Raw genomic sequence first — 23,871 nt, forward strand, 5'->3', positions numbered from 1 at the left:
CTAGGCCCGTCCCCCCTCGGCGTCGATGTGCGGCAGCACCCGCTCCAGCCACCGCGGAGCCCACCAGGCGTGCCGCCCCAGCAGCGTCATCACGGCCGGCACCATGAGCAGGCGTACGACGGTGGCGTCGATGAGCACGCTGACGGCCAGCCCCAGCCCGAGCATCTTGACCACGATGCTGTCGCTGACGATGAACGCCGCGAACACGCTCACCATGATCAGCGCGGCGCAGGTGATGACCCGGGCCGTGATCTCCAGGGCGTGCGCGACCGAGGCCTTGGCGTCCCCGGTGCGCAGCCACGCCTCGTGGACCCGGGACAGCAGGAAGATCTCGTAGTCCATGCTGAGGCCGAAGATGATGGCGAACATCATCATCGGCACATAACTCTCGATGGGCACCGTGCCGTTGACGCCGAGGGCGGGGCCGCCCCAGCCCCACTGGAACACCGCGACGACCACGCCGTACGAGGCGGTGATCGACAGCACGTTGAGGACGGCGGCCTTCACGGCGACGAGCAGCCCCCGGAACACGGCCAGGATGATCAGGAACGCCACGGCCACCACGACGGCGATGATCACCGGCAGCCGGGAGGCGACGATGTCGCGGAAGTCGACCTGGGCCGCCGTCGTGCCGGTGACATAACCCTTGGCGTTCGTGCCCTGGACGGCGTCCGGCAGCGTGTCGTCGACCAGACGGTTGGTCAGGTCCGTGGTCGTGGCGCTCTGCGGGGACCGGGGCGAGTAGACCGTGCCGATCAGGACGTCCCCGTCCTGGGTGGCCGTCAAAGGGGTGACGACGGCGGCGTCTTTGGCCGAGTCGAGCGTCTGCTGGGCCTTCGAGGCCAGTGTGGAGCGCTGCGAGTCCGGTACGTCCGTCTGGTCGATGACCACGGTCAGCGGACCGTTGGAGCCGGGCCCGAACGCGTCGGTCATCAGGTCGTACGCCCGCCGGTCGGTGAAGGACGTCGGGTCGGCGCCGTCACCGATGTGACCGAGGCGGATGGACAGCACCGGGATCGCCAGGACGACGATCACGGCGACACCCGCCGCAAGGAACCACAGCGGCCTGCGCTCCACCCGCTGCGCGTACCGGTGCCAGGTGCCCTGTGGTGCGTCACCCGCCCCGGCGTCGGTCTCGGCGACGGGTCGGCGCACCCGGTAGCGGTCGATGTGCCGGCCGAGGAGCCCGAGCAGGGCCGGAACCAGGGTGAGCGCGCCGGCGACGGCCGAGACCACGGTGACGGCGGCGGCGAGCCCGAGCTTCGCGATGAAGGAGACCCCGGACGTGGACAGGCCCGCCAGCGCGATGATCACCGTGCAGCCGGAAACGAGGACGGCGCGGCCGCTGGTGGCGGCGGCCTGCCCGGCGGCCCGCACCGGGTCCGCTCCGTCGAGGAGGTTCTGCCGGTGACGGGTGATCAGGAACAGGGCGTAGTCGATCCCGACACCGAGGCCGATCATCGTGGCCAGGGTCGGTGAGACGGTCGCGAAGGTGAACGCGGCGGCCAGCAGCCCGAGGATCGCGAGACCGGCGACCACGCTGATCAGTGCGGTCAGCAGCGGGACGCCGGCGGCGATCACGCTCCCGAACCCGACCAGCAGCACGACGACGGCCACGCCGAACCCGATCAGCTCGCTCACCCGGTCGTCGGCGGCCGGCCGGGCGAGCTCGCCGAGCGGCCCGCCGTACTCCACCTCCGCCCCGGCCGAACGCAGCGGCTGTACGGCGTCGTCGACCCCGTTCAGATAGTCGTCGCCGAGGGTCGACGGCTGTACGTCGAAGCGGACGGTGATGTAGGCCGTCTTCCCGTCGTCCGACAACGGCCCCACGTTCTGCTGCGACTGACCGGAGGACGAGCCCGAGGCGGAGAGCGGGTTCTGGGCCGACAGGACGTGCGGCAGCTTCTCCAGGTCGGCGACCGCGGTGGACATCTGGGAACTCAGAGAGCTCAGGGACTTCCCGTCCTCGTGCAGCACGATCTGGCTGCTGTAGCCGCCGGCCTGCGGATCGTGCTTCTCGAGCACGTCCAGCCCCTTCTGCGACTGCGCCTGGGGCAGGGTGAAGTTGTCGGAGTACGTGCCGCCGACCGAGCGGCTGACGACCTGAAGTGCCACGAGTGCCACGAGCCAGGCGATGACGACGACCACGAAGTGGCGCGCGCACCACTCGCCCAGCCTCCGCAGGAGCCCCGCACGCGCGGCCTTCTCGTCCTCTTCACCGGTGCGGGTGTGCGGCATGGACGTGGACTCCTGTGTGGGCCGGAACGTGCGACGCCGTCCATTAGAGGCGCGAGGGATCACCCGGGCGTGCCGGACACGGCGTCGCCACGCCCCTCGGGGCGGCCGTTCCCCCGGAAGGCGGCCGCCTGGGGAGTGCGGTCGTCCGCCCGGATCGCCGACGGCCTGCCGCTGCCCGGCCGCGTCTGCGCCCCGGACCCCAGGGCGACACCGAGACCGACCAGCGCGCTGCCGGCCGCCTGCGCCAGGCCGTAGGAGCCCGTGCCGACGAGCGGTGCGGTGCAGGCCGCCGCGACCGGGATGAGGCCGGAGAACAGGGTGGCGCGTTCCGCGCCGATCCGCTGCATGCCCATGTACCAGCACACGAAGCCGACCACGGTGACCACCACCGCCTGCCACAGCAGCGCGGAGGTCTCGACGGCGTCCGGGCGTCGCAGCCACCCGCCGCCGTCGGCGAGCAGCCCGGCCGCCGCCGACTCCAGCGCGGCGACCGCGCACACCGTGGCGGACAGCAGCCGGGGGCCGAGGGGCCGCAGTACGGGTACGGCGAGCACGGCGAACCCGACTTCCCCGGCCAGGGCGCACACGGAGAAGGCGATGCCCGCGCCGTCGGTGCGCCCCCAGCCCTGGACGGTGCAGGCGCCGACGGCCACGAGCAACGCCCCGTACAGCACGGCCCGTTGCGGCCGACGCCCGTCCAGGAGGGGCACGAGCACCGCGACCACCACCGGCGCACAGCCGACGAACACACCCGGGACCGCCGGTTCCGCCGTGCGCTCCGCGGCGATGACGGCCAGGTTGAAACCGACCATGCCGACCGCGGCCAGCAGGGCGAGCCGAACCCACTGACGGAGGGTCAGTGCCCGCAGCCGGGCGGCCGTGCCCTTCCCGGCCAGGGGCACGAGCACCAGACAGGCCAGCCCGTACCGCAGGAACTGACCGCCCGCGTACGGGTAGTCGCCCAGGACGCTGTTGGCCGTGAAGGACCCGCCGACGAGGACACAGGCGAGCGCGGCGAGAAGGGCGCCGCGCGTGGTGGTGGCGTTCATACGGGCGACGCTAGGCAGCCGGGCGGCCCGGGAAGGAGTCCACTTCTGTGCCTGCTTGCAGGACCAATCCCCGCCCGGGCCGCGGTCGTCAGCCGATGTGATAGCTGTCGCCGTAGACCTTCCAGTCCAGCGGCGGGTCGAGGTCGAGGTTGCGCTTGCGCAGGAAGACACGCTGCGCCGTGTCGACCCTGCTGGTGTCGCTGTGCGCCTCCTCCTGCTTCATGGCCCACACGCGTGCGTCCAGGAAGGCGTCGAGATACCGCACCTCGTCACCGCCCCACGCCGGCGGGTTAGCCGTGCGCAGCGCCCGCTTGCGGATGCTGCGGAAGCTCAGGGGGTCGTTGCCGTCGCCGTGCATGACGATGGCGTCGTAGTACGCGAACTGGCCCAGGACCCGCAGTCCGTCCGCCTTCCCCTGCCGGACCGCCGGGCCGAAGTACACCCGGTCGCGCTCGTCGTCCTGGGCCCGCCGGAACTCGGCGTCGCGGGCCGCCCTGCGCCAGTCGCCGGGGAAGCCGGGGTCGAGCCCGTCGTGCGAGTCGGAACCGTCGACCCTGCGCAGCGCCGGCAGGTACTTCGCCAGGACGTTGCCTGGTTTGCGGTCGGTGTACAGCTCGACGAGGCCGAGCATGTCGCCGGTGCCGGAGCAGAACCCGATGATGCCGGCGGTGTAGCCGCGGCCGTCACCGATGTCCTCGATGTACTGGTACTGCGCCTTCCAGTCCAGCGAGGAGTTCTCCGCGCTCGACACGAGCTGCATGGCGATCTCCTTCTTCGCCGGGTCGTCGAGCCCGGCCGCACGGACGGACGCCGTGGCACGCGGGGGCTTGAGGAACGGGGTGGCGGCGAGGGCCGCGCCGAACAGCGCCAGAACGGTGCGGCGTGCTGCCGGGGTCGATGGGTGTCTCACGGGGCCTCCAAGCAGGGTGGGGGGTCGGGAGAGCTGGCCGTGCAGAACTGATAGGAAGGTTTCCTATCACTGGCGGAACCCAAGGAAAACAGCCGAGCGGAAAGTTCGTAGGGTCGAACAAGCGACCCCGCGGGAACCATGAGCCCGGCTCGCGCGTCAACTCTTTGCCCAGGGAGGCCGATCGGTCGTCACAGACCAGCCGGAGAGGGGAATCGCCGTGGACGACGGGACGTCGCAGCGGAGCAGCGAGGCGGAGGCAGCAGCACGCAAGGCCCGGTTCGGGACACTGCCGGAGCCGGTGCGCCTTGAGGACACGGTCGAGGAACGGGCCGCCGGCACGCCCGACCCGGCGCGCACCGCGTACAACCAGGACGAGTGGCTCGTGCGCTACTGCTTGTGAGACACCGCGGGCACTACGGGCGGCTCCGCGCACCCAGGCCGCGCAGCCACCGCACGACGTCGTCGGCGCCCTGGGCACCGGCGATGCCGAGCGGGGTCCGGTCGTCGTAGCCGCACCAGTCGATGTCGGCGCCGTGCCGGTGGAGATACTGCGCGGTGGGCAGGTGACCGCCGTGGCAGGCGCCCCAGAAGGCGCTGGTGATCTCGTCGGGCGCAGGCGGCTCGTCGGCCTCGACGTACGCCCGGACGCGGTCCAGCAGGCCGAGCGTGGCGGCGTCCTGGAGAGTGGTGCGGGCACCGTGCTCGACGAGACGGTGCGCGGCACGCCACTGACCGAAGGCCCGGGCGTCGGCGAGCGGTGTGCCGCCGGCGATCACCGCACCCGGGGCCTCGATGTCGGCCCCCGCGGCGATGAGCGCGTCCAGGACAGGCACGTCGTTGCTGCTGGCCGCCCAGTGCAGCGGCGTCTCCTCGTGCGCCCCGCCGAAGCGGGCGTTGGGATCGGCCCCGGCGGCGACCAGCGCGGCGATCACCTCGGGGCCGTGCGGGTAGTGACCGGGCCAGTCGGTCGCGATGTGCAGCAGACTGCGCGTGCCCTCGCCGTCCTCCCCGTGCTCGGTGACACGGACGGTGGCCAGGCCGGGATGCTCGGCGAGCAGGTGCCGGAGTCCGGGCAGATCACCGCCCCGGATCGCTTCGGTGACGGCGACGGCCAGCGGTTCCCGCGATGTCAGCGTCTGCAAGGCCGGCCTCCCGGTCGCCGTCGCGGACCTCCGATTCTGCCAGCCGGGCACACCGCCCGGCCATGCCTTCCGGCAACCGCCCGGCCACGCCCCGCACCACCACGCGTCCTGCCGCAGCCCGGCCTGTGACGTGCCCCCACGCCCCGCGAGGCGTAGCGTCCGGATAAGAGCGGGAGGACACCATGCCCGGGAGCGACGAGCCGCCCAGGGGCGCCGGATCGCTGGACGACGCCCTGGGGGCGGCCCTGGCCGAAATCGTGCGCGCTACCGGCGCCTCGATCGGCGGCCTCTACCTGATCGACGAGGCGGAGCCGCTGCTGCGCCTGGTGGCGCTGTGCGGTCTGCCGGTGTCGTTCACCGTCACGTGGCAGCGCCTGCCGCTGACGGCACCCGTCCCGGTCGCCGACGCGATCCGCGACGACACCCTGGTCCGCATCGGCAGCCAGGACGAGATGGCCCGCCGCTACCCGCGGGCCGCCGCCGTCCTGCCCTACCCGTTCGCCCTCGCCGCGGTCCCGCTGAGCGGTGTACGGCGCCGCTGGGGCGGCATCGTGCTGATGTGGCCCGCCGTACGTCCACGCAGGGGCACGTCCCGCGAACGAGGCGACATCACCGCCGGCGCCCGCCGCATGGCCCGCCTCCTGGACGAGGCCTCCCGGCCGCCCACCCTGCCGGACCAGCCGCGCGTCGTCCCCATCGAGGCCGCGCACCACCCCGTGCAGACCGGCCTGGCCGCCGCCGACTACCTCGAACGCCTCCCGGAGGGCGCCCTCAACCTCGATCTGGAGGGCCGCATCACCTTCGCCTCCGCCACCGCCGCCCGCCTGCTCGGCCGCCGCGCCGACCGGCTGCTGGGCACCCGGCCCTGGCAGTCCCTGTCCTGGCTGGACGATCCCGTCCACGAGGACCATTACCGCAGCGCGGTCGTCAGCCGCGCCCCTGTGTCCTTCACCGCGCTGCGCCCGCCGGACCGGTGGCTGACCTTCCAGCTCTACCCCGGCACCAGCGGCATCAGCGTCCGCGTCGCCCCGAGGGGAGAACAGAGCGAGGCTCCTCCACCGCCAGCCGCCGCACGGCCCGCTGCTGCCGCACCGACGGGACGCCTCTACCAACTCGTGCACCTCGCCGCCGCGCTCACCGAGACGGTGACCGTGCGCGACCTGGTGTCGCTGATCGCCCACCAGATCCTGCCCGCCTTCGGCGCCCAGGGCCTCGTGCTGTCCGCCGCCGAGGCCGGCCGTCTGAAGATCACCGGCTACCACGGCTACCCGGCCGACGTCATCGAACGCCTCGACGCCCTGTCACTGGACACCGAACTCACCCCTGCCGGTCAGGTCCTCGCCAGCGGCGCCCCCGCCTTCTTCGCCGACCCGGCCGAGATGGCCGGCACCTACCCCAGAGCACCCCGGATCAGCGGCAAACAGGCCTGGGCGTTCCTCCCGCTGGTCATCTCCGGCCGGCCGGTGGGCTGCTGCATCCTGTCCTACGACCACCCGCACACCTTCACCGCAGACGAACGCGCCGTCCTCACCTCGCTGTCCGGCCTGATCGCCCAGGCCCTCGACCGCGCCCGCCTCTACGACGCCCAGCAGCGACTCGTCCACGAACTCCAACGCGCCCTGCTGCCCCGGGCCGTGCCGCACCTGCCCGGGCTCGACGTCGCCGCCCGCTATCTGCCCGCCGGCCACGGCATCGAGGTCGGCGGCGACTTCTTCGACGTCCTGCGCCTGGACGACACGACCGCGGCCGCCGTCATCGGCGACGTCGAAGGCCACAGCATCACCGCCGCCGCTCTCATGGGCCAGGTCCGCACCGCCATCCACGCCCACGCCACCGCCGGCGCCGCACCCGGCCAGGTCCTCGCCCGCACCAACCGGCTGCTGGCCGACCTCGACTCCGAACTGCTCGTCTCCTGCCTCTACGCCCACCTCGACCTGGCACACCACCGTGCGGCCTTCGCCAGCGCGGGCCACGTGCCACCGCTGCTGCGCCCCGTCCACGCCACCGCAGGCATCCTCGACGTCGAACCGGGCCCCCTGCTGGGCATCGACACCGGCGCCGCCTACCCGGTCACCACCGCGCCCCTGCCGCCCGGCACCACCCTCGCCCTGTACACCGACGGCCTGGTCGAGCTCCCCGGCACCGACACGGCCCGGACCACCTCCGACCTGGCCGGGCACCTGAACGCCGGCGACGGCCACGAACTGGAACGGCTCATCGACAGGCTCGTCCACCACACGGCCCCCACCGGACAGCACGCCGACGACATCACCGTGCTCCTGCTGCGCACCGCCCACACCGACGGCGGCCCGGCGTGAGGTACCGCACCGCTCCGGTCATGCCTGGCCGGCAGCCTCGACGCGGACGTGCCGGGCGACGTCGCGCAGCTTGATGTTGTGGTGCTGGGAGATGCGCCGCAGCACGTCGAAGGCCTCGTCCTCGCTCATCCGGTGGCGCTCCATGAGGATCCCCATGGCCTCCCCGATGGCGTGCCGGGTCTCCAGGGCGTGCTCGAGCTGGTCGACGGTGCGGGCGGTCTTCAGCGCCACGGCGGCATGGGAGGCGAGCAGCCAGCCCGCGGCCTCGATGTCCTTGCCGAAGGCCCCCGGCCGGCGCGAGTACAGGTTGAGCGCGCCGAAGTTGTCCTCGCCGGTGTAGAGCAGCACACCGGTCATGCTGCCTATCCCGAGGTCGCGGGCCGCCTGGGAGAACCGCGGCCAGGACGGCTGCGGCTTCGTCATGTCGGCGATGCGGAACAGCCGCTCGCCGTCCACGCGCCGGGCCGCGTCGAAACACGGTCCCTCGCCCAGCTCGCCCTGCAGCCGGTCGGACTCCTCGACCATGTCGCCGCAGACGGAGAGCGTCACGGCCTTGCCCTTGGACACCGTCAGGATCCCGGCCGCGTCACAGCCCTCGACCAGCTTCACAGCGGCAGCCGCGATCTCGTCCAGCGTCGCCTGCACCGAATCCTGCGCCACCAGATCACGGGCGAGCATCGCCATCTGCTCGGCGTACCGCTGCCACTCCACCGCCACCACCGCCTCGCTCACACGTCCCGCCCACCGTACCCCGCGCCACGTCGCCCACGCCGGTCGCGTGAGCGGGCCCGGTCCCTCAGCGGTACGCCGTCAGCAGCAGCGCCACGTCGTCGGGCCGCTCCCGGGCGCGGCGGGCCGTCCGCACCAGCCGGTCCGCGAGATGGTCCACCGAGTCCGCCGGAGTGTCGGCGAGGCAGCGACGGACCTCCTCGATGCCGGCTTCGATGTCGCTGCCGGGCTGCTCCACGAGCCCGTCGGTGTACAGGGCGAGGACACTGCCCGGAGCCAGCGTGAGCTCCGTGACGGGATAGTCCGCGTCGGGCTGCACGCCCAGCATGACGCCGCCCACGAGATCCAGCGTCTCGGCGTGCCCGTCGGGGCGGCGCAGCAGCGGCGGGGGATGCCCGGCCCGCACGGCGAACGCACGCCCCGTACGCGGGTCCAGCTCGATGTAGCAGCAGGTGGCGCAGACGTCCGCCTCCAGCTCGGCCAGGTGCCGGTTGGTGTGCGTGATGACCTCCTGCGGTGGCCACTCGCTCGCGGCGAAGGCGTGCACCGCACTGCGCAACTGGCCCATCACCGCGGCGGCTCCGACACTGTGGCCCTCCACGTCCCCGATGACCAGGGCCACCCCGCGCCCCGTGGTGATCACGTCGTACCAGTCGCCGCCGATGGCCATGCCCTGGGTGCCGGGCAGATAGCGGCCGGTGGTGCGCAGCCCCACGACGGCGGGCAGCCGGTGCGGCAGCAGCCCCTCCTGAAGACCACGGGCGACAGCGGACTCGGCGTCGTAGAGCCGCGCCCGCTCCAGCGCCTGCGCGGCCAGCCCGCTCAGCGCGGTGAGCGCGGCACGCTCGTCCGGGGTGAACCGGTGCGGGGTGTCCCAGCCGAGGATGCACGAGCCGACGGGATGCCCGGAGGCGATCAGCGGCAGGAACGACCAGGCGCTCATGCGGTCCAGGGTGATGCCCGGGTAGGCGACGGATAGGTCCTCGGGCGACTCGAAGAAGAGCGGCAGCCGCGTGGTCAGCGCGTGCACGCCGGGCAGCTGCGTGTCGAGGGTGACACCCTCGAACGGGGCGAGGAAGCCCTCCGGGTAGCCCGACTCCCACAGCAGGTACATCCGGCCCTCGCGCACCGTGTACAGGGCGAGCTCCCGGACACCGAACGCGGGCAGCAGCTGCTCGGACACGGCCCGGCACACGTCCTCGACGGTGACCGCCTGGGTGAGCACGCTCGCCATCTGCACCACGTGGTACAGCGCACCGGCCCGCGCCGCGGCGACCGGCCCGGGCGGCGGCGTCACGGCTCCCGGAACGGGACCGGCGGTGGACCCCGCCTCGAGCGCAGGCCCGGCCTCGGTGGGCGGTCCGGCCGGACGGACCCGGCCCGTGAGCCCGTGCACATCCGGGTACAGCACGAAGCTCAGCCAGTTCCCGGCGGGATGCCGCACGAGGAAGGACACCTGTTCCTGCGACAGCATCGCCGCCCGGTAGCGGTCCTCGTACGCGGGATCCCGGAGCCAGGTGATCACCTCCCACGGATAGCGGCCCAGGAGCGCCTCCCGGCCGCCGCCCAGCAGTTCCTCGCAGCAGCGGTTGGCGTACGTCACGCGGCCGTCCTGGTCCAGGGAGAAGAGACCGTCGGGCAGCCGCTCGGCGGCCTCGGCCGCCGTGAGCCCGCTGACCGCGTCGACGAGGGCCCCCACCAGGACCCGGGCGGAACCGGCGCCGCCGTGCCCGAGATGCCCCCACAGCTCGACGGGCCGGTAGCCGGCCTCCGCCTCGCCCGCGGAGTCGTCCCGCACCCGCAAGTGCCGGGACCTGACCCGGCCGAGCGTGAGCGCGTCGCGCCGGCTCGCCCGCAGTTCGTGCAGGTCGTCGGGGCTGATACGGGCCTCGATGTCCGCCATCGTGCCGCCGAACTCCGTCCGGCCGATGCCGAGGAGAGCCAGGGCCTCGTCGTCCGCCGTGCACCGGTCGCTGTCCAGGTCCCAGTCGATGAGCCCGACCCGGACAGGAGGATGGACGGCGGGCGTGGGCAGCCGCACGCCGACCGGTTCGCCGTCGTACTCGACCCGGTACGCGGCAGGGCCCGTGCCCGGCCGGCCGGCGGCGAGGCGGGTGAGGCGCTCCTCCATGGCCTGCCCGGCGGGCCGCAGCGCCTGCTCCACCGCGGCCGCGTCCATCGGCGACCGGGCGGCCGAACGCAGCACGACCAGGACACCCACGGCCTCGCCGCCGGCCCGTACCGGCTGGTAGGCGGAGCCGAAGGAGTACGGCAGCCCGGCGGTGAAGTGCGGGAAGCGCACCATGGTGGCGCGCTCGTCCGGCAGCCACAGGGTCTCGTCGCGCCGGTAGGCCTCCGCCATGGGCAGCGCACCGCCCACCGGCACCCGCCACCAGGACCTGAGCAGCGACCGGGGCACCCCGGTCACCATCGCGAGCACGAGCGAACGCCGGTCGCGGGAGCGCAGGTAGACCAGTCCGCCGTAGCCCCCGAGGTCCCGTACGGCCCCGATCAGCGCAGAGGTCAGGGCAGCCTCGATCCAGCCGGTGTCCCCGGTCCGGACCCGGCCGTCACCACCGCCCCGGCCCGGGCCGTCGCGTGACCGCGGCCCGTCCGGTCCGGCGGCTGACTCATCCATCTCGCGTCCTCCCGGTACGGACGCACCGGACCCCATCGCTCCCCACCAGGATGTGCCATGGTCGGCGGTCCGGCGCGGTGGGTGCAACCTTTCGGTCCGGCCGGTCGTCTCACCCCATACCAGCAACATGCGAGCCTCGGGGGCGGAAATGGTACGAATCAGAACAGCATGCGCGACTCTCGCGCTCGTGGGTGCCACGGTGACCGTGGCAGCCGTCCCGGCCGGTGCCACACCGGTCGCCGCCCGGGCCGCCACTCAGGCCACGGCCTGCCCGACCGGCTGGGGCAGCCTCCCCAAGACCGACACCAGCGGCACGATCGCGCCGGTGAAGGACATCCGGACCGGCCGTCACACCTGCTTCGACCGGATGGTCGTCGACGTGCCCGGCGGGGGCAGCGACGTCGGCTACTCGGTCCGCTACGTCGACCGGCTCTACCAGGACGGCTCGGGCCGGGAGATTCCCGTGGCCGGCGGAGCCGTCCTCGAGGTCCGGGTGGCAGCGCCCGCCTACGACCCGGAGACCGGCGCCGCCACGTATCCCGGCCGGGTCTCGCGCCCGCTGCCGGGTGTGGACCTCACCGGCTACCGCACCTTCCGGGACACCCGGTTCGCCGGCAGCTTCGAGGGGGAGACCCAGATCGGGCTCGGCGTCCGCGCCCGGCTGCCCTTCCGGGTGCTGCAGCTGGACGGCCGCGTCATCGTGGACGTCGCCCACAGCTGGACCGGCACGAGCTGACCGCGGCGCGCCCGGTTCCCCGGAGCCGGGCGCCCGGCCGGGCCGGTCTCAGTGACCGCGCAGCCGCCCCACCTCCTCCAGGGCCCGCGCCGCCACGCCGGCCAGGCGAGGCCGGTTGCGAACGAAGCGACGGGCGGCCCGTGCGGGCTCCCGGCTCACCCAGTGGGCAGCCCCGCCCGGCACCGGCCGTACCACCACCCCCTCGTACACCGGCAGGTCACGGGTCTTGAGCGACTCCTTGTAGCGGGCCGGACCGCTCCCCAGGTCGACCGTCCCGACGCCGTCGGCCGCCGCGGCCTGAAGCATCCTCAGCTGGAGCACCAGGCCGGGGGAGTACTTGGCGTAGGCGCGGTCGTACGCCGGGAACCACCAGGACAGCACCGTGCGCGAGCGCAGCCCGAAGTGCGCGGCCACGGGCCGGTCCGCCGCGTACAGCACGGACAGCACGCCACGGCACTCCGGTTCCTCGCTCTCCCGGAGCAGCCCCACCAGCCGGGTGATCCACTCCTGCGAGAACCGGTCGCGCCGGCCGGTCCGCCGGTACTGCGCCGACTTCCACTCCATCAGCGCCCGCAAGGCGCCCGGGTCCCGGGCGTCGTACGCGAACCGCACCTCGCCGACCTGCCGGGCCAGCCTGCGCTCCTTGGCCAGGGTCTGTCTGAGGAAGCCCGGCGACTTCGCGCGCAGCCGCTGCGTGTACCGCTCGAACCCCTCGTCGATGTCGACGACCGGGGACGCGAGTTCCTCGACCGCGTGCGGCACGAACACCCCCTGGCCGGCTTCGAGGTTGTCGAACTCCCAGGACGACAGCGCGCAGGACCTCAGTAACCTGCGGGCGTCGAGCCGGATCCCGGGGCGCAGCACCGCCCCCTGACTGTCGGACACGCCGAGCCCGATGGCCCTGCCCTGCCCCAAAGGGCCCCTCTCGTACGGGAAGAACCCGACCGGGGAGCCGTCGTCGTGCAACACCGCCACTCTGGCCGCGGGCCTGACCTGGCCCACCGCCGTGGTGAACGCCGGGTCGAGAAAGGGATTCGCCGGGGCACCGGACTCCGTCCGTATCTCCCGCCACATCTTCCGGTCGGACGGGCTCAGTTCGTCCGGCTTCAGAATCAGAACACGCTTTCCGGGCAACTCCGCCTCCTGTGTCATCGGCATGGGGACACACGAAGGCCCGCACATCACCGCGTACCGGCACCAGGCAGTACTCGGGCCGCACGGCGCAGGCCCCTGTCGGTACTGCCGTCACTCAGCAGCGAAACGTCTGTAGTTCAGCGGCGTTCGGGGCGGTTGCGGCCACCCCTGGACACCGGCCCGTTCCCACCGCTCGGACGTCCGTACCACCCCGGTCCACCAGGGACGCGCCGGTCACCACGGCGCCCGCCCGGGCCGCTCCCGCCGTCCTCGGCGTCCGTGCCGCCGGCTTGCGGACCGACGGCTCCTCCTCGCACGGACAGGGCTCCCCGGCGCCTTCGGCCCCGGGCCCTTCGGAGCCGGTGCCCGAAGCCGGCCCCGGCTCCGTCGCGTCCACCGCCGCCGTGACCGCGGCCTCACCCGTGCGCCCGCCCGGGGCGAGCCCCGGGACCACGAGATGCAGCAACAGCAGGCAGGCCACCAGGCCCACCGCAGCTGCCCATCGTCGCCGCACCATCAGACCCCTGATCTGCGTCTCGGCGGGGGAGGACGGAGCGATTCGGCCCGAGGGGCCCGCGCCGGACCAGACCCCCGACACGGCCGGCTGCGCCTTCCAGTAGGCCGAGCGCATCTCGCCCCGTCAAGCCCTTGTGCGCCTGTTCGTCCCACTCGGCCAATTGCTGCCGAATTCCAACGGAAAGCGCTGTCGGCGATCGCCCGCTCTCCCGCGGCGCCGGTCAGCTGCCGCCCGGCACGCTCAGCACCTCGCCCGCCTTCGGCGCCCGGATGTCGAGCGGTTCGTCGAAGTCGCTGAAGGAGGTGGTGGTCTGCTGTGCGTCGCTCTTGTAGACCGTCCTGAGCAGGTACGGCCTGCCCTCGGCCGCCACGTAGAAGGTGTACGTCCCCGCCTTGTCCGCCTTGTCGGTCACCACCAGCTTGACGGCCTTCGTGCCCTCGACGCGGGCGGAGCCGCCCTTGCGTGCCGTGCCGAACGAGTCGAAGGGCCGTTCACAGGACGCGAGACCGTCGCGGCCGGCGCCGGCGGGGTCCACCGGCGTCTTCACCCACCGCTTCTGCTCGCCGGTGAGGCCCGGGTAGTTCTTCCACTTCTGCAAGTAGGCCCGGTTCGGCCGGACGTAGTCCGTCTCGCCGAGCCGAATCTGTTCCAGGGTGCCGCCCCGGGACCAGGTGGTCCTGGATCTGCACCGGCTGTCGAGGTCGGTCTGGAGACGGTTGGTGACCGAACCGCCGCTCGTCGTGCGGTTGGTGATGTCGACGGTGACCGAGTTCAGCTTCCGCATGGTCGCGTTGGCCTCGTCGAGGATGTCGTCGGCGGACTTCTCCTCGCCGGTGCCGCCGGTGCCGCACCCGGTCAGTGCGGCACCCGTCAGCAGGCATGCGAGCGCGGTCGTCGTCACGGTACCCATGGCCCGCACGGAGCCCCCCTGTTGTTCGTGTCGTCCGATGATCGGCAAGGGAGCCTACCTGCCTGCCCTGTTCAGGTCGTGGCGCCGACCTCACGGACCAACTCGATCGCCCGGCCGAGGGTGTCGAGCCGGTCCTGAAGGGTCTGTCCGGCCGGGTAGAGACGGACCGTGTCCACCCCGGCGTCCCGCCAGACGCGCAGCCGCCGCCGCACCATCTCCTCCGTGCCGATGAGCGTGGTCGCCAGCACCATCTCGTCGGTGACCAGACCGGCAGCACCGTCCCGGTCACCCGCCTGCCAGCGCTCCCGCACCTCCGCCGCGACCTCGGCCCAGCCCTGCCGGCTGTAGGCCCGGTTGTAGAAGTTGGCCGACGCGGAACCCATGCCGCCCAGGCTGAAGGCGAGTTCCTTCTTCCGGCCCGCGACCATGGCGCCCAGCGCCTCCTCGTCCGGGGCGAAGGCGACCTCGGCGCCCTGGCAGACGTCGAAGCCTGCGCGGCTGCGGCCGGCGGAGGCCAGCCCCTCGTCCAGCGGGGCGAAGTAGGCGTCCGCCGCACCCTCCGGGACGAAGCTGGTGCCGAGCCAGCCGTCCGCGATCCGGCCGGTCAGCCGCAGCATCGCGGGTGACAGCGCGGCCAGGTAGACGGGCACGGCGTGCTCGGCCCGCATGGACAGGCGCATCGGCACCGCCTCCCCGCCGGGCAGCGGAATCCTGAACTCGGAGCCGGAGTAGGAGATCTTGCCGCCCGCGAGCACCTGCCGCACGATCTCCACCGTCTCGCGCACGCGCACCAGGGGACGGGCGAACGGCACCCCGTGCAGGCCCTCCATCACCTGCGGACCCGAGGGGCCGAGACCGAGCAGGAAGCGCCCGCCGGACAGATTCGACAGGGTGATCGCCGTCTGGGCGAGCGCCACCGGTGTGCGCGTCCCGACCTGCATGACCGCGGAGCCCAGCAGCATCCGTTCCGTACGGGCCGCGTAGAAGCCCAGGGCGGACGGGGCGTCGGAGCCCCACGCCTCGGCCACCCAGCAGATGTCGAGCCCCAGTTTCTCGGCCTCGACGACGAAGTCGGCCTGCCGGGACCAGGAGCCGAGGCCCGATGCCTCGACGGTCGTCGCCGTCCGCATCACCCCTCCGCCCACTGCCGGATCCGCTCCAGCGCGGCGGTCATGCCGCGCTCGAACTCCCGCAACCTCACGAACACGATCTTCTGCTCCTTCTCCGGCATGGCGTCGATCGCGAAGGAGAGCCCGGAGCGACCGGGCCCCATCCGCATCCACTGCGACAGCTCGGTCCCGCCGTTCTCGGGTGCGAGGCCGAACCGCCAGACGGCACTGGGCTCGTCCGGATCACCGACCGCCCAGGAGAACACCCGGCCGGGCTCGCACGCGACGATCGTGGAGGTCGTCTCCCACTCGCCGAACGCCTCGTGCTTGTTCCGCCCTGCGAACCGGGCCCCGACCGTGGGACCGGTGGCCCCGTCGACCCACCGCACCGACTGGACTTCCTCGCTCAACTCGGGCATCCGCGTCACGTCCGACACCAGCGCCCACACCCGCCCCGGCGGGGCGTCGATCCACGTACTCACCTCGACCGTCGGTCCGTCCGCGTACCGCGCGCCCGTCCACTCCATCGCGTGCCGGCCTCCTCGTCGACAGGAACTGTGCCAAGCAGCAGAGTTGCGGAATGAGACTCACCAGGTCAAGGGGGAGTGCGGAACCACTGTCGGCAGCGGCGGCACGGTTGGGCACCGATGTGCCCCGGTGCGCGGAACAGCGCTCGCGGGGCCGCGTACGCTACCGATGGCTCCGCCCCGGAAGATCGTCACGTCTGACGCGCCCCACGGCGGGGGAGCCATCAGGGATGGCAGTGGCCATGCCGATCCGTCGGCGGGCACCATGTTTCACGGCCGAGCGCGGTCCGGAAGGCCCGCCCGCGCCTTCGAGTGGAGGAACCACATGGGATCGGCGATGAGCGAGCGGTATCACCGCCGGCAGAGATGGGCGGCCAGGGGCGCCCTCACCGCGGTCGCGCTGGCGGCGTTGCTGCCCCTCGTGTCCGGCGGTCTGAAAGGACTGCTGATGCTCGCCGTCGGCCTGGCGGGACTCGCCCTGACCGCGGCGGCGCTCTGGTGGGTCCTGTCCCGCCGGGGACCCGCCCGCACGGGGGCGGCCGCCCTGGCCGTCGGCACACCTGTCTCCGTCATCACCCTCTTCGCGGCCGCCAATCTGCTCTGGGTGGTCTTCGCGTCCCTGGTGCTGTGGTGCCTCGCGGTCTGGAGCGGCCGCTATGCCCTGCGCAGCACGGGTCTGCGGCCGGTACGGGTCAAGGAGCACCGCACGCCACCGCCGAAACGCCCCTTCCTCCTGCTCAACCCCCGGTCCGGCGGCGGCAAGGTCGAGAAGTTCGGCCTCAAGGAGAAGGCCGAGGCGCTGGGGGCCCAGGTCGTCCTCCTCGACGGGAACCAGCACCATGACGTCACCGCCCTGGCCAGGGCCGCCGTGGCCGACGGGGCCGATCTGCTCGGAGTCGCGGGCGGCGACGGCACGCAGGCTCTGGTCGCCGCCGTCGCGGCGGAACACGGCCTGCCGTTCCTCGTCATCTCGGCCGGCACGCGCAACCACTTCGCCATGGACCTGGGCCTGGACCGCGACGATCCGTCCACGTGCCTCGACGCCCTCACCGACGGCGTCGAACTCCGCGTCGACCTCGGCTTCGCCGACGGCCGCCCCTTCGTCAACAACGCCTCGTTCGGCGTGTACGGGGCCGTCGTCCAGAGCCCGGGCTACCGCGAGGACAAGGTGGGCGCGGCGCTGGAGCGGCTGCCCGACCTGCTCACCCGGCAGAGCGGCCCGCGGCTGACCGCCGGCGCCGACGGCACCACCATCGCCGACCCGCAGGCCGTGCTGGTGAGCAACAACCCGTACCGCATGGACGACCCGTTCGGTTTCGGCCGGCGCGAGCGGCTCGACTCCGGGAAGCTGGGCGTGCTCGCCGTCCGCGTCGACAGTGCCGTGGAAGCGGCCGAACTCCTGCTGGCCCCGCGCCCGGAGGGGCTCACGGTGCTCACCGCCCAGCACGTCGTCGTCGAGGCCGACGCCTCGCACCTGGAGGTCGGCCTCGACGGTGAGGCGCTCACCCTGCCCGCCCCCGTCCATTGCCGCATCGCCCGCCGGGCCCTGCGCGTCCGGGTGCCCCGCAACCGCCCCGGGGTCCCCGAGGCGCCACCGCGCCTGGACTGGCGCCGGCTCCGCAAGCTGGCGGCGGCGGTCGGCCGTACCGCCGCACCGTCGCGCTCCTGGCGTACCTGAGTACCTTGCCGAGGCCCACGCCGTGGTGCGGGAGGTGGGAGCCTCGCATCTCAAGGTGCAGCTCGGCCTCTACAGGGGAAAGCGCCTGAGGATCGTCATCGCGGGCCTCATGAGTGCCGCCAGGATCACGACGCCCGCGCCAGCCGCACGATCGCCGCGATCGACCGGTCGACGTCGGCCTCCGTCGTGCTGTGCCCGGAAACCGAGATGCGCATCAGCCGTCGGCCGCGCCAGGTGGTGGCGCCCATCCAGCAGGTGCCGTCGTCCTGGACCGCCCGCACGACGTGATCGGTGCGGGCGTCGTCGCCGAAGCCGACGAGGACTTGGTTGAGTACCACGTCGTTGACCACCTCGAAGCCCGCCGCGGACAGGCCGTCGGCGAAACGGCGGGCGAGCAGGCAGCAGCGGTCCACGAGCGCGGCCACGCCGTCACGGCCGAGTTCGCGCAGCGCCGCCCAGGTGGCGAAGCCGCGGGCATGGCGGGAGGACTCGGTCGTGTAGTCGGCGCCGCCGGCCGCGGTGCTGTCGGCGCGGGTGAGGTAGGAGGCGGTGTACGACAGGGCTTCGGCGTGAACGGCGGGGCGGGAGCAGAAGGCGTAGCCGCAGTCGTAGGGCACGTTCAGCCACTTGTGGCCGTCACAGGCCCAGGAGTCGGCCAGCTCGACGCCGTCGACGAGGTGGCGGGTCGCCGGGCTCGCGGCCGCCCACAGGCCGAAGGCGCCGTCGACGTGCAGCCAGCCGCCGTGGGCGTGGGTGAGATCGCAGGCGGTACGCAGGTCGTCGCAGGCACCGGCGTTCACGTTGCCCGCCTGGGCACAGACGATCGCCGGCGTGCCCCGGTCGGACGCCAGCACGCGGCGCAGGTCGTCGGTGTCCAGGGCGCCGCGTCCATCGGTGCGGACCGTCTCCAGGCAGTCGGTGCCCAGGCCGAGCAGCCGCAGCGAGCGGTCGATGGTGGCGTGGCGCTCCTCGCCCGCGACCACCCGCAGGCGCGGGGCGCCGCCCAGCCCCTTGTGCCCGAGGTCCCAGCCGGCCTCGGTGAGCAGGTGCTGACGGGCTGCCGCGAGGCCTGCGGTGTTGGCCGCCTGCCCGCCGGTGACGAACCCGGTGGACGCCGTGGCGGGAATGCCGAGCAGGTCCTTCAGCCAGCCACCCGCCGCCTCCTCCGCTGCGAGCGCGGCGGGCGAGAGCGCGGCGTTGAAGGCGTTCTGGTCCCACCCGGCGGCGAGGATCTCCGCGGCGGTGGCGGCGGGCAGCGCCCCGCCGACGACGAACCCGAAGAACCGCGGCCCCGCGGTGGCGACGAGTCCGGTCTCTGCGGCGGCCACCAACTCGTCGACCACCGTGAGCGGGTCGGCGGGTGAGTGGTTCAAGGGGCGGGAGAACGCGGCGCGCAGGGCCGCGTGGTCGACGGGCCGCGCCACCGGCCGCTCGGGCAGCGAGCGGCGGTAGGCGGCGGCGTGCTCGGCAGCGCGATGGAAGATCTTGGTCAGCTCGTCCATGGCACGACCGTAACCCCCGTCTGAGCTGCAGGGCACGGCCAAAAGAGGGAGCTCGGACTGCCTCCGGCGAGTCAGATGCCGAGCATGGTGTTGAGCTCGTCCAGGGACTTCACCGTCACGTAGTCGTAGCCGTGGGTGACCGGGTCGCAGCCGCGGTCCAGGAGGACGAGGTTGCGGAAGCCCATGTCGTGCATCGGCATCAGGTCGTAGCGGGTGTGCGAGGAGACGTGCACGAAGTCCTCGGGGGACGCGTCGAGCTGGTCGAGCATGTACTCGAACGCGGCGTAGCGGGGCTTGTAGTAGCCGGCCTGCTCCGCGGTGAAGACCGCGTGGAAGTCCGCCCCGAGCCGGGGCACGCTTTCGGCGAGGAAGGAGTCGTCGGCGTTGGAGAGGATGACCAGCTTGTAGTTCTCGCCCATCTTCTTCAGCGGGTCCGGCACGTCGGCGTGCGGGCCCCAGCTGCGGACGCCGTCGGCGAACCGCTTGCCCGCGTCCGGGGCCGCCTTCAGGCCCCACTTGCGGCAGACCCCCTCGAAGGCGGCCTGCAGTGTCTGCTCGTAGGGGTAGTACTTGTCGAGGACCGAGTCGTAGCGGTAGCCGCGGAACTCCTTGACGAACTGGTCCCAGTGCTCGGCCGGGATCTGGTCGCCGACGAGCTCACGCGTGGTGGGGGTCATCGGCCACTCGATCAACGTGCCGTAGCAGTCGAACGAGACGTACTTCGGGCGGAACTGGAAGGAGGGAATGGGCATGGAAGTGCTCCGTTTTCTTGCTACGGGGAACTGGTTACGGCCCGACGCGGGCCTTTTCGGGCATGCTCGTGACAGAGGTGTCGAGGTGGGGGATGCCCTGGACAAGCGCCGGGGATCAGGCGGCGCCGACTCCTGCCGGGGCGAGGAAGTCGACGGGGTGGTCCGTGGTGCCGTCGAGTGCCAGGTCGGCGGCGATCTCGCCCATGGCGGGGGAGAGCTTGAAGCCGCTGCCGGAGAATCCGGCCATGACGACGATGTCGTCCTCGCCGGGGAGATGACCGACGAGCGGGTTCCCGGACTCGGTGTAGCCCTCCATGTAGGCCGCCAGCCTGATGGGGTCGGGGTTCAGGTCGGGCATGAGTTCACGGATGAGCTCGCGGAAGGTGCCGAGTTCTTCGGGGCGGACCGTACGGTCGAGCCGTTCGGGCTCAGGTACCGGCGCATGGTATTTGAAGGAGAGACCGAGCTTGACGGAGATGCCGTCGGGCGACGGGATCCCGAAGCAGTCGTGGGGTGTGGCGCGCACGAAGGGAGGGGCCCCGCCCGCGAACCAGTCGTGGCGGGTGGGCAGGTGCCAGGAGCAGACCACCCGGCGGATGTCGACGCTCCGGGGGAGGTCCGGGAGCAGGGTGTTGATCCAGGGGCCCACGGTCACCACGGCGGTGTCGACGTGGTCCGTGCCCTGGTCGGTGACGATGTTCACCCCGCCTCCCGCCGCGGGGGCGATCTCCCGCACCGGGGTGTAGCGGCGCAGCCGGGCGCCCAGCTGCTCGGCGCGGGTGGCGGCGGCCTGGACCGACGCCTCGGGCCTGATGATGGCGCCCTCGCGGTCGAGGACGGCGGTGTGTCCGTCCGGGAGGCGGTGCTGCGGGTAGCGGCGGGCGAGTTCCTCCCGGTCCAGCACCTCGTGGTCCAGCCCATGGGTGGAGCTGGCGGACAGGAGGAGGCGCATGGCCGGTGATGCGGTCTCTCCCATCACGAGGCATCCGCTGCGGCGTCGCAGCGACCGGCCCGTCTCCGCCTGGAGCTGCTCCCACAGCCCGTCCGCGAGCCGCAGCAGCGGAACGTACCCGGCTTCGCTGAGGTGGGCCGCTCGGAAGATGCGGCTCTCGCCGCCGGCCGCGCCACGGTCGTGCCCCGGGGCGTACCGGTCGTAGCCGATGACCTCGGCCCCGCGGGCGGCCAGTCGCCACATGGCCTGGCTGCCCATGCTGCCGGCACCGATCACGGCGACGCGCTTCGGGATGCGCATGAGGCCGTCCTTTCGATGGTGTGGTCGGGTGGTAGTCGGGACCAGCGCGGTGCCGACACCGTGCGGAACCTTCCGGTTCGGGTCCCGCTGAGGATGGCGTTCACTTTCCGCCCGGGAAACCTGCAGGTCAACCCATGCCGTGTGCCACCTTGAGGCAGGTGGAGACGGCTCAGAGGAACTCGATCAGCTTGTCGGTGAACTCGGCGGTGGACGCGGTTCCGCCCAGGTCACGGGTGCGGACATCGGTCTTGGCCAGGACCGAGGTGATCGCGTCCGTGATGTCCCTGGCCGCAGCGGGATGGCCGAGGTGGTCGAGCATCATGGCCGCGGACCAGATCGCGCCCAGCGGATTGGCGATGCCCTGGCCCGCGATGTCGGGCGCGGAGCCGTGCACCGGCTCGAACATCGAGGGGAAGTCCCGCTCGGGGTTGAGGTTGGCCGCCGGGGCGACGCCGATGGATCCGGCGACCGCGGCCGCGAGGTCGCTGAGGATGTCGCCGAAGAGGTTGGAGGCGACGACGACGTCGAAGCGGGCCGGCTGGAGGACGAACTTGGCCGCGAGCGCGTCGATGTGCTCCTGGTCCCAGGCGACCTGCGGGAACGAGGCGGCCCGCTCGGTGACGAGCTGGTCCCAGAACGGCATGGTGTGCACGATGCCGTTGGACTTGGTCGCGGAGGTCAGGCGGCCGCCGCGCTGGGAGGCGAGCGTGAAGGCGTAGTCCAGCAGGCGTGTGACGCCGGCCCGGGTGAACACGGCCTCCTGCACGGCGATCTCGTCCGGGAAGCCTCTGTTGAGCCGGCCGCCGACCTCGCTGTACTCGCCTTCCATGTTCTCGCGCACGACGACGAAATCGACCTCGCCCGGCCGCGCGCCGCGCACCGGGCTGTCGATGCCTTCGAAGACACGGATGGGCCGGAGGTTGACGTACTGGCGGAAGCTGCGCCGGATCGGGATCAGCAGCCCCCACAGCGAGACATGGTCGGGCACCCCCGGGTATCCCACCGCGCCCAGCAGGATCGCGTCCTTGTCGCGCAGCTGGTCGATCCCGTCGTCGGGCATCATGGCGCCCTCCCGAAGGTATCGCTCGCACGACCAGTCGTACGACGTGTAGGACAGGCTGAAGCCGTGGCGGCGGCCGAGAACATCGAGCACCTGCCGGGCCGGGGGCAGTACCTCGGTGCCGATGCCGTCGCCGGGGATCAGGGCAATGCGGTGGTTCGTCGTCATGCCGTTGATTGCAGCAAGGCGGTCCGTGGCGCGTCCAAGACGCAATGCGGATCTGCCTTATAAGCGGCGCCTATCAGCTGTCGGCGGCCGAGGCCGCGATGGTGACGAACGCGGCGGCTGCGGGGGACAGGCTGCCGCGGCGGCTGACGAGGGCGATGTCCAAGGTGGTCTCCGGCTCGATGTCCACGACGCGGGCGCCCAGTCGCCGGGCCAGGTCCCGCCAGGAATCCGTGACCACCGCGAGCCCGACCCCGGCCAGTACCAGGGGCATGAGCGACACGCGGTGCTCGGTCTCGGCGGCGACGGTGAACTCGATGCCCTGCTCCCGCAGCGCGTCGACGTAGGCGCGCATCCCGGTACCCGCCTGCCCGACGATCAGCCGCTGTCCCGCAAGCTCCCGGCACTGCACCGCAGTCCGGTCGGCGAACGGGCCGTCGGTCGGCACCACCAGCACAAAACGCTGCCGCCCCAGCGCATGCGAGACGACCTCCTTGTCGGAGACCGGACCGGCGGACGCCAGGAGCCCCAACTCCACCGCACCCGTGCGGACCATGTCGATCACGTCGCGCGAGGTGAAGGCCGCATGGATGGCCACCGAGACGCCGGGATACCGGTGGCTGAAGGCACTCACCAAGGTCGTCAGCGGCTCCACCGCCTGCGACGGCATCGACGCCACGTCCAGGCGCCCCTCACGCAGCTCATGCACCGCCGCGACACTCGCCCGCGCCGTCTCCAGACTCCGTACGGCCTCCCGGGCAGGCTCGATCAGGGCCCTTCCGGCCTCCGTCAGCACTGCCCTGCGCCCGATGCGATGGAACAGCTCGGAGCCGAGATCACGCTCCAGTGCCCGCACGGCCTGCGACAGCGACGGCTGCGACACGTACAGAGCCGAGGCCGCACGGTTGAACCCCCCACGATCAACGATCGCGAGGAAGTACTCCAACTGCCGAATGTCCATACGCGCCCTCTGACCCTCACGAAATCAACCGACGACTCAATTGGTCCCGACCAGGCTCGGACTGGAGGACCGCGTACGCGACGCGGAAGAGGATGACGGCCAGAGGGCCCTGTGGATCAGGAGGAGCTCTTCGGCCCCGCCTGCTGCACGACCTCGAACGACCAGAGCGTCGAGTCGCTCGCCGCGGGCTTGGGCCGCTCGCCTCCCTCGCCGCCGCCCTGGTGCGCGGCCTTCATCGGCCCTTCCATCCAGGCCTGGAACGACGCCTCGTCACGCCACCGGGTGTAGACGAGGTAGGTGTCGGTGCCCTCCACGGGGCGGAGGAGCTCGAACCACTCGAACCCGTCGGAGCTCTCCACGGTGTGCGCGCGGGACGCGAACCGCTTCTCCAGCGTCTCCCGCTGCTCGGCGGGCACGGTCAGCACATTGATCTTGACTACGCTCATGGCCCCCATCTTGCCTGATGGCACATCCGCGCAGGCTGAGTCCTGCGCCGTCGAGTGTTTTGAACGCGTTCAAATATAGGCTAGGGTCGCTCCCACAC

20 protein-coding genes are annotated in these 23,871 nt (G+C 72.4%); 4 read left to right on the top strand and 16 right to left on the bottom strand.

Annotation, left to right across the window (positions count from 1 at the left end):
• The 3 genes from ACH4G3_RS40375 to ACH4G3_RS40385 all read right to left on the bottom strand — a co-directional run bounded on the left by ACH4G3_RS40375 (position 1) and on the right by ACH4G3_RS40385 (position 4,197).
• On the bottom strand, positions 1 to 2,238 hold the full coding sequence (locus ACH4G3_RS40375; protein WP_397629138.1) for an MMPL family transporter: 2,238 nt from the start codon (positions 2,236 to 2,238) through the stop codon (positions 1 to 3).
• Between the two features lie 59 nt (positions 2,239 to 2,297).
• Positions 2,298 to 3,287: a DMT family transporter gene (locus tag ACH4G3_RS40380; RefSeq protein WP_397629139.1), complete on the bottom strand. Its 990-nt coding sequence runs from the start codon at positions 3,285 to 3,287 to the stop codon at positions 2,298 to 2,300.
• Positions 3,288 to 3,375: 88 nt separating this feature from the next.
• Complete coding sequence (locus ACH4G3_RS40385) at positions 3,376 to 4,197, bottom strand: chitosanase (protein WP_397629140.1); 822 nt, start codon at positions 4,195 to 4,197, stop codon at positions 3,376 to 3,378.
• Positions 4,198 to 4,414: 217 nt separating this feature from the next.
• Here ACH4G3_RS40385 and ACH4G3_RS40390 point away from each other — a divergent pair, with 217 nt between their 5' ends.
• Positions 4,415 to 4,597: a hypothetical protein gene (locus ACH4G3_RS40390; RefSeq protein WP_397629141.1), complete on the top strand. Its 183-nt coding sequence runs from the start codon at positions 4,415 to 4,417 to the stop codon at positions 4,595 to 4,597.
• Between the two features lie 13 nt (positions 4,598 to 4,610).
• Here the strand turns inward: ACH4G3_RS40390 and ACH4G3_RS40395 are convergent, their stop codons facing one another.
• Entirely contained in the window at positions 4,611 to 5,339 is a 729-nt protein-coding gene (locus ACH4G3_RS40395) for an ankyrin repeat domain-containing protein (protein WP_397629142.1), read from the bottom strand.
• Between the two features lie 182 nt (positions 5,340 to 5,521).
• Here ACH4G3_RS40395 and ACH4G3_RS40400 point away from each other — a divergent pair, with 182 nt between their 5' ends.
• Positions 5,522 to 7,657, top strand: coding sequence for a SpoIIE family protein phosphatase (locus ACH4G3_RS40400; RefSeq protein WP_397629143.1), 2,136 nt, complete (start codon positions 5,522 to 5,524; stop codon positions 7,655 to 7,657).
• 18 nt (positions 7,658 to 7,675) lie between these two features.
• On the opposite strand, the gene ACH4G3_RS40405 is transcribed toward ACH4G3_RS40400, so the two are convergent.
• Complete coding sequence (locus ACH4G3_RS40405; protein WP_397629274.1) at positions 7,676 to 8,341, bottom strand: GAF and ANTAR domain-containing protein; 666 nt, start codon at positions 8,339 to 8,341, stop codon at positions 7,676 to 7,678.
• A gap of 112 nt (positions 8,342 to 8,453) precedes the next feature.
• Positions 8,454 to 11,024 carry a SpoIIE family protein phosphatase gene (locus ACH4G3_RS40410; RefSeq protein WP_397629144.1) on the bottom strand — a complete coding sequence of 857 codons (2,571 nt, stop codon included), beginning with the start codon at positions 11,022 to 11,024 and terminating at the stop codon, positions 8,454 to 8,456.
• A gap of 148 nt (positions 11,025 to 11,172) precedes the next feature.
• Between ACH4G3_RS40410 and ACH4G3_RS40415 the strand changes: the two genes are divergently transcribed.
• Positions 11,173 to 11,760 (top strand): AMIN-like domain-containing (lipo)protein, encoded by a 588-nt coding sequence (locus ACH4G3_RS40415; RefSeq protein ID WP_397629145.1) that lies wholly within the window; start codon positions 11,173 to 11,175, stop codon positions 11,758 to 11,760.
• A gap of 48 nt (positions 11,761 to 11,808) precedes the next feature.
• Here the strand turns inward: ACH4G3_RS40415 and ACH4G3_RS40420 are convergent, their stop codons facing one another.
• The 4 genes from ACH4G3_RS40420 to ACH4G3_RS40435 all read right to left on the bottom strand — a co-directional run bounded on the left by ACH4G3_RS40420 (position 11,809) and on the right by ACH4G3_RS40435 (position 15,957).
• Positions 11,809 to 12,912 (bottom strand): GNAT family N-acetyltransferase, encoded by a 1,104-nt coding sequence (locus ACH4G3_RS40420; RefSeq protein ID WP_397629275.1) that lies wholly within the window; start codon positions 12,910 to 12,912, stop codon positions 11,809 to 11,811.
• Positions 12,913 to 13,631: 719 nt separating this feature from the next.
• Positions 13,632 to 14,321: a hypothetical protein gene (locus ACH4G3_RS40425; RefSeq protein ID WP_397629146.1), complete on the bottom strand. Its 690-nt coding sequence runs from the start codon at positions 14,319 to 14,321 to the stop codon at positions 13,632 to 13,634.
• A gap of 71 nt (positions 14,322 to 14,392) precedes the next feature.
• Complete coding sequence (locus ACH4G3_RS40430; protein ID WP_397629147.1) at positions 14,393 to 15,451, bottom strand: LLM class flavin-dependent oxidoreductase; 1,059 nt, start codon at positions 15,449 to 15,451, stop codon at positions 14,393 to 14,395.
• Positions 15,451 to 15,957 carry an SRPBCC family protein gene (locus ACH4G3_RS40435; protein ID WP_397629148.1) on the bottom strand — a complete coding sequence of 169 codons (507 nt, stop codon included), beginning with the start codon at positions 15,955 to 15,957 and terminating at the stop codon, positions 15,451 to 15,453. Before ACH4G3_RS40435 ends, ACH4G3_RS40430 begins: the two co-directional genes overlap by 1 nt.
• 325 nt (positions 15,958 to 16,282) lie before the next feature.
• On the opposite strand from ACH4G3_RS40435, the gene ACH4G3_RS40440 reads away from it, so the two are divergent.
• The gene (locus ACH4G3_RS40440; protein WP_397629149.1) at positions 16,283 to 17,635 is read left to right on the top strand and encodes a diacylglycerol/lipid kinase family protein; all 1,353 of its coding nucleotides are present in this window, start codon (positions 16,283 to 16,285) and stop codon (positions 17,633 to 17,635) included.
• Between the two features lie 125 nt (positions 17,636 to 17,760).
• Here ACH4G3_RS40440 and ACH4G3_RS40445 read toward each other — a convergent pair whose 3' ends face one another.
• The 6 genes from ACH4G3_RS40445 to ACH4G3_RS40470 form a co-directional block, all read right to left on the bottom strand.
• Positions 17,761 to 19,137, bottom strand: coding sequence for a pyridoxal phosphate-dependent decarboxylase family protein (locus tag ACH4G3_RS40445; protein WP_397629150.1), 1,377 nt, complete (start codon positions 19,135 to 19,137; stop codon positions 17,761 to 17,763).
• Between the two features lie 71 nt (positions 19,138 to 19,208).
• Positions 19,209 to 19,889: a haloacid dehalogenase type II gene (locus ACH4G3_RS40450; protein ID WP_397629151.1), complete on the bottom strand. Its 681-nt coding sequence runs from the start codon at positions 19,887 to 19,889 to the stop codon at positions 19,209 to 19,211.
• A gap of 115 nt (positions 19,890 to 20,004) precedes the next feature.
• Complete coding sequence (solA, locus tag ACH4G3_RS40455) at positions 20,005 to 21,141, bottom strand: N-methyl-L-tryptophan oxidase (protein ID WP_397629152.1); 1,137 nt, start codon at positions 21,139 to 21,141, stop codon at positions 20,005 to 20,007.
• Between the two features lie 169 nt (positions 21,142 to 21,310).
• The gene (locus ACH4G3_RS40460) at positions 21,311 to 22,369 is read right to left on the bottom strand and encodes a tartrate dehydrogenase (protein WP_397629153.1); all 1,059 of its coding nucleotides are present in this window, start codon (positions 22,367 to 22,369) and stop codon (positions 21,311 to 21,313) included.
• A 73-nt stretch (positions 22,370 to 22,442) separates the two neighbouring features.
• The gene (locus ACH4G3_RS40465; protein WP_397629154.1) at positions 22,443 to 23,327 is read right to left on the bottom strand and encodes a LysR family transcriptional regulator; all 885 of its coding nucleotides are present in this window, start codon (positions 23,325 to 23,327) and stop codon (positions 22,443 to 22,445) included.
• A gap of 116 nt (positions 23,328 to 23,443) precedes the next feature.
• Positions 23,444 to 23,773 carry an antibiotic biosynthesis monooxygenase family protein gene (locus ACH4G3_RS40470; RefSeq protein ID WP_397629155.1) on the bottom strand — a complete coding sequence of 110 codons (330 nt, stop codon included), beginning with the start codon at positions 23,771 to 23,773 and terminating at the stop codon, positions 23,444 to 23,446.
• Positions 23,774 to 23,871 lie beyond the last annotated feature (98 nt).

Source organism: Streptomyces afghaniensis, from assembly GCF_044327915.1.
Classification (GTDB): domain Bacteria; phylum Actinomycetota; class Actinomycetes; order Streptomycetales; family Streptomycetaceae; genus Streptomyces; species Streptomyces afghaniensis.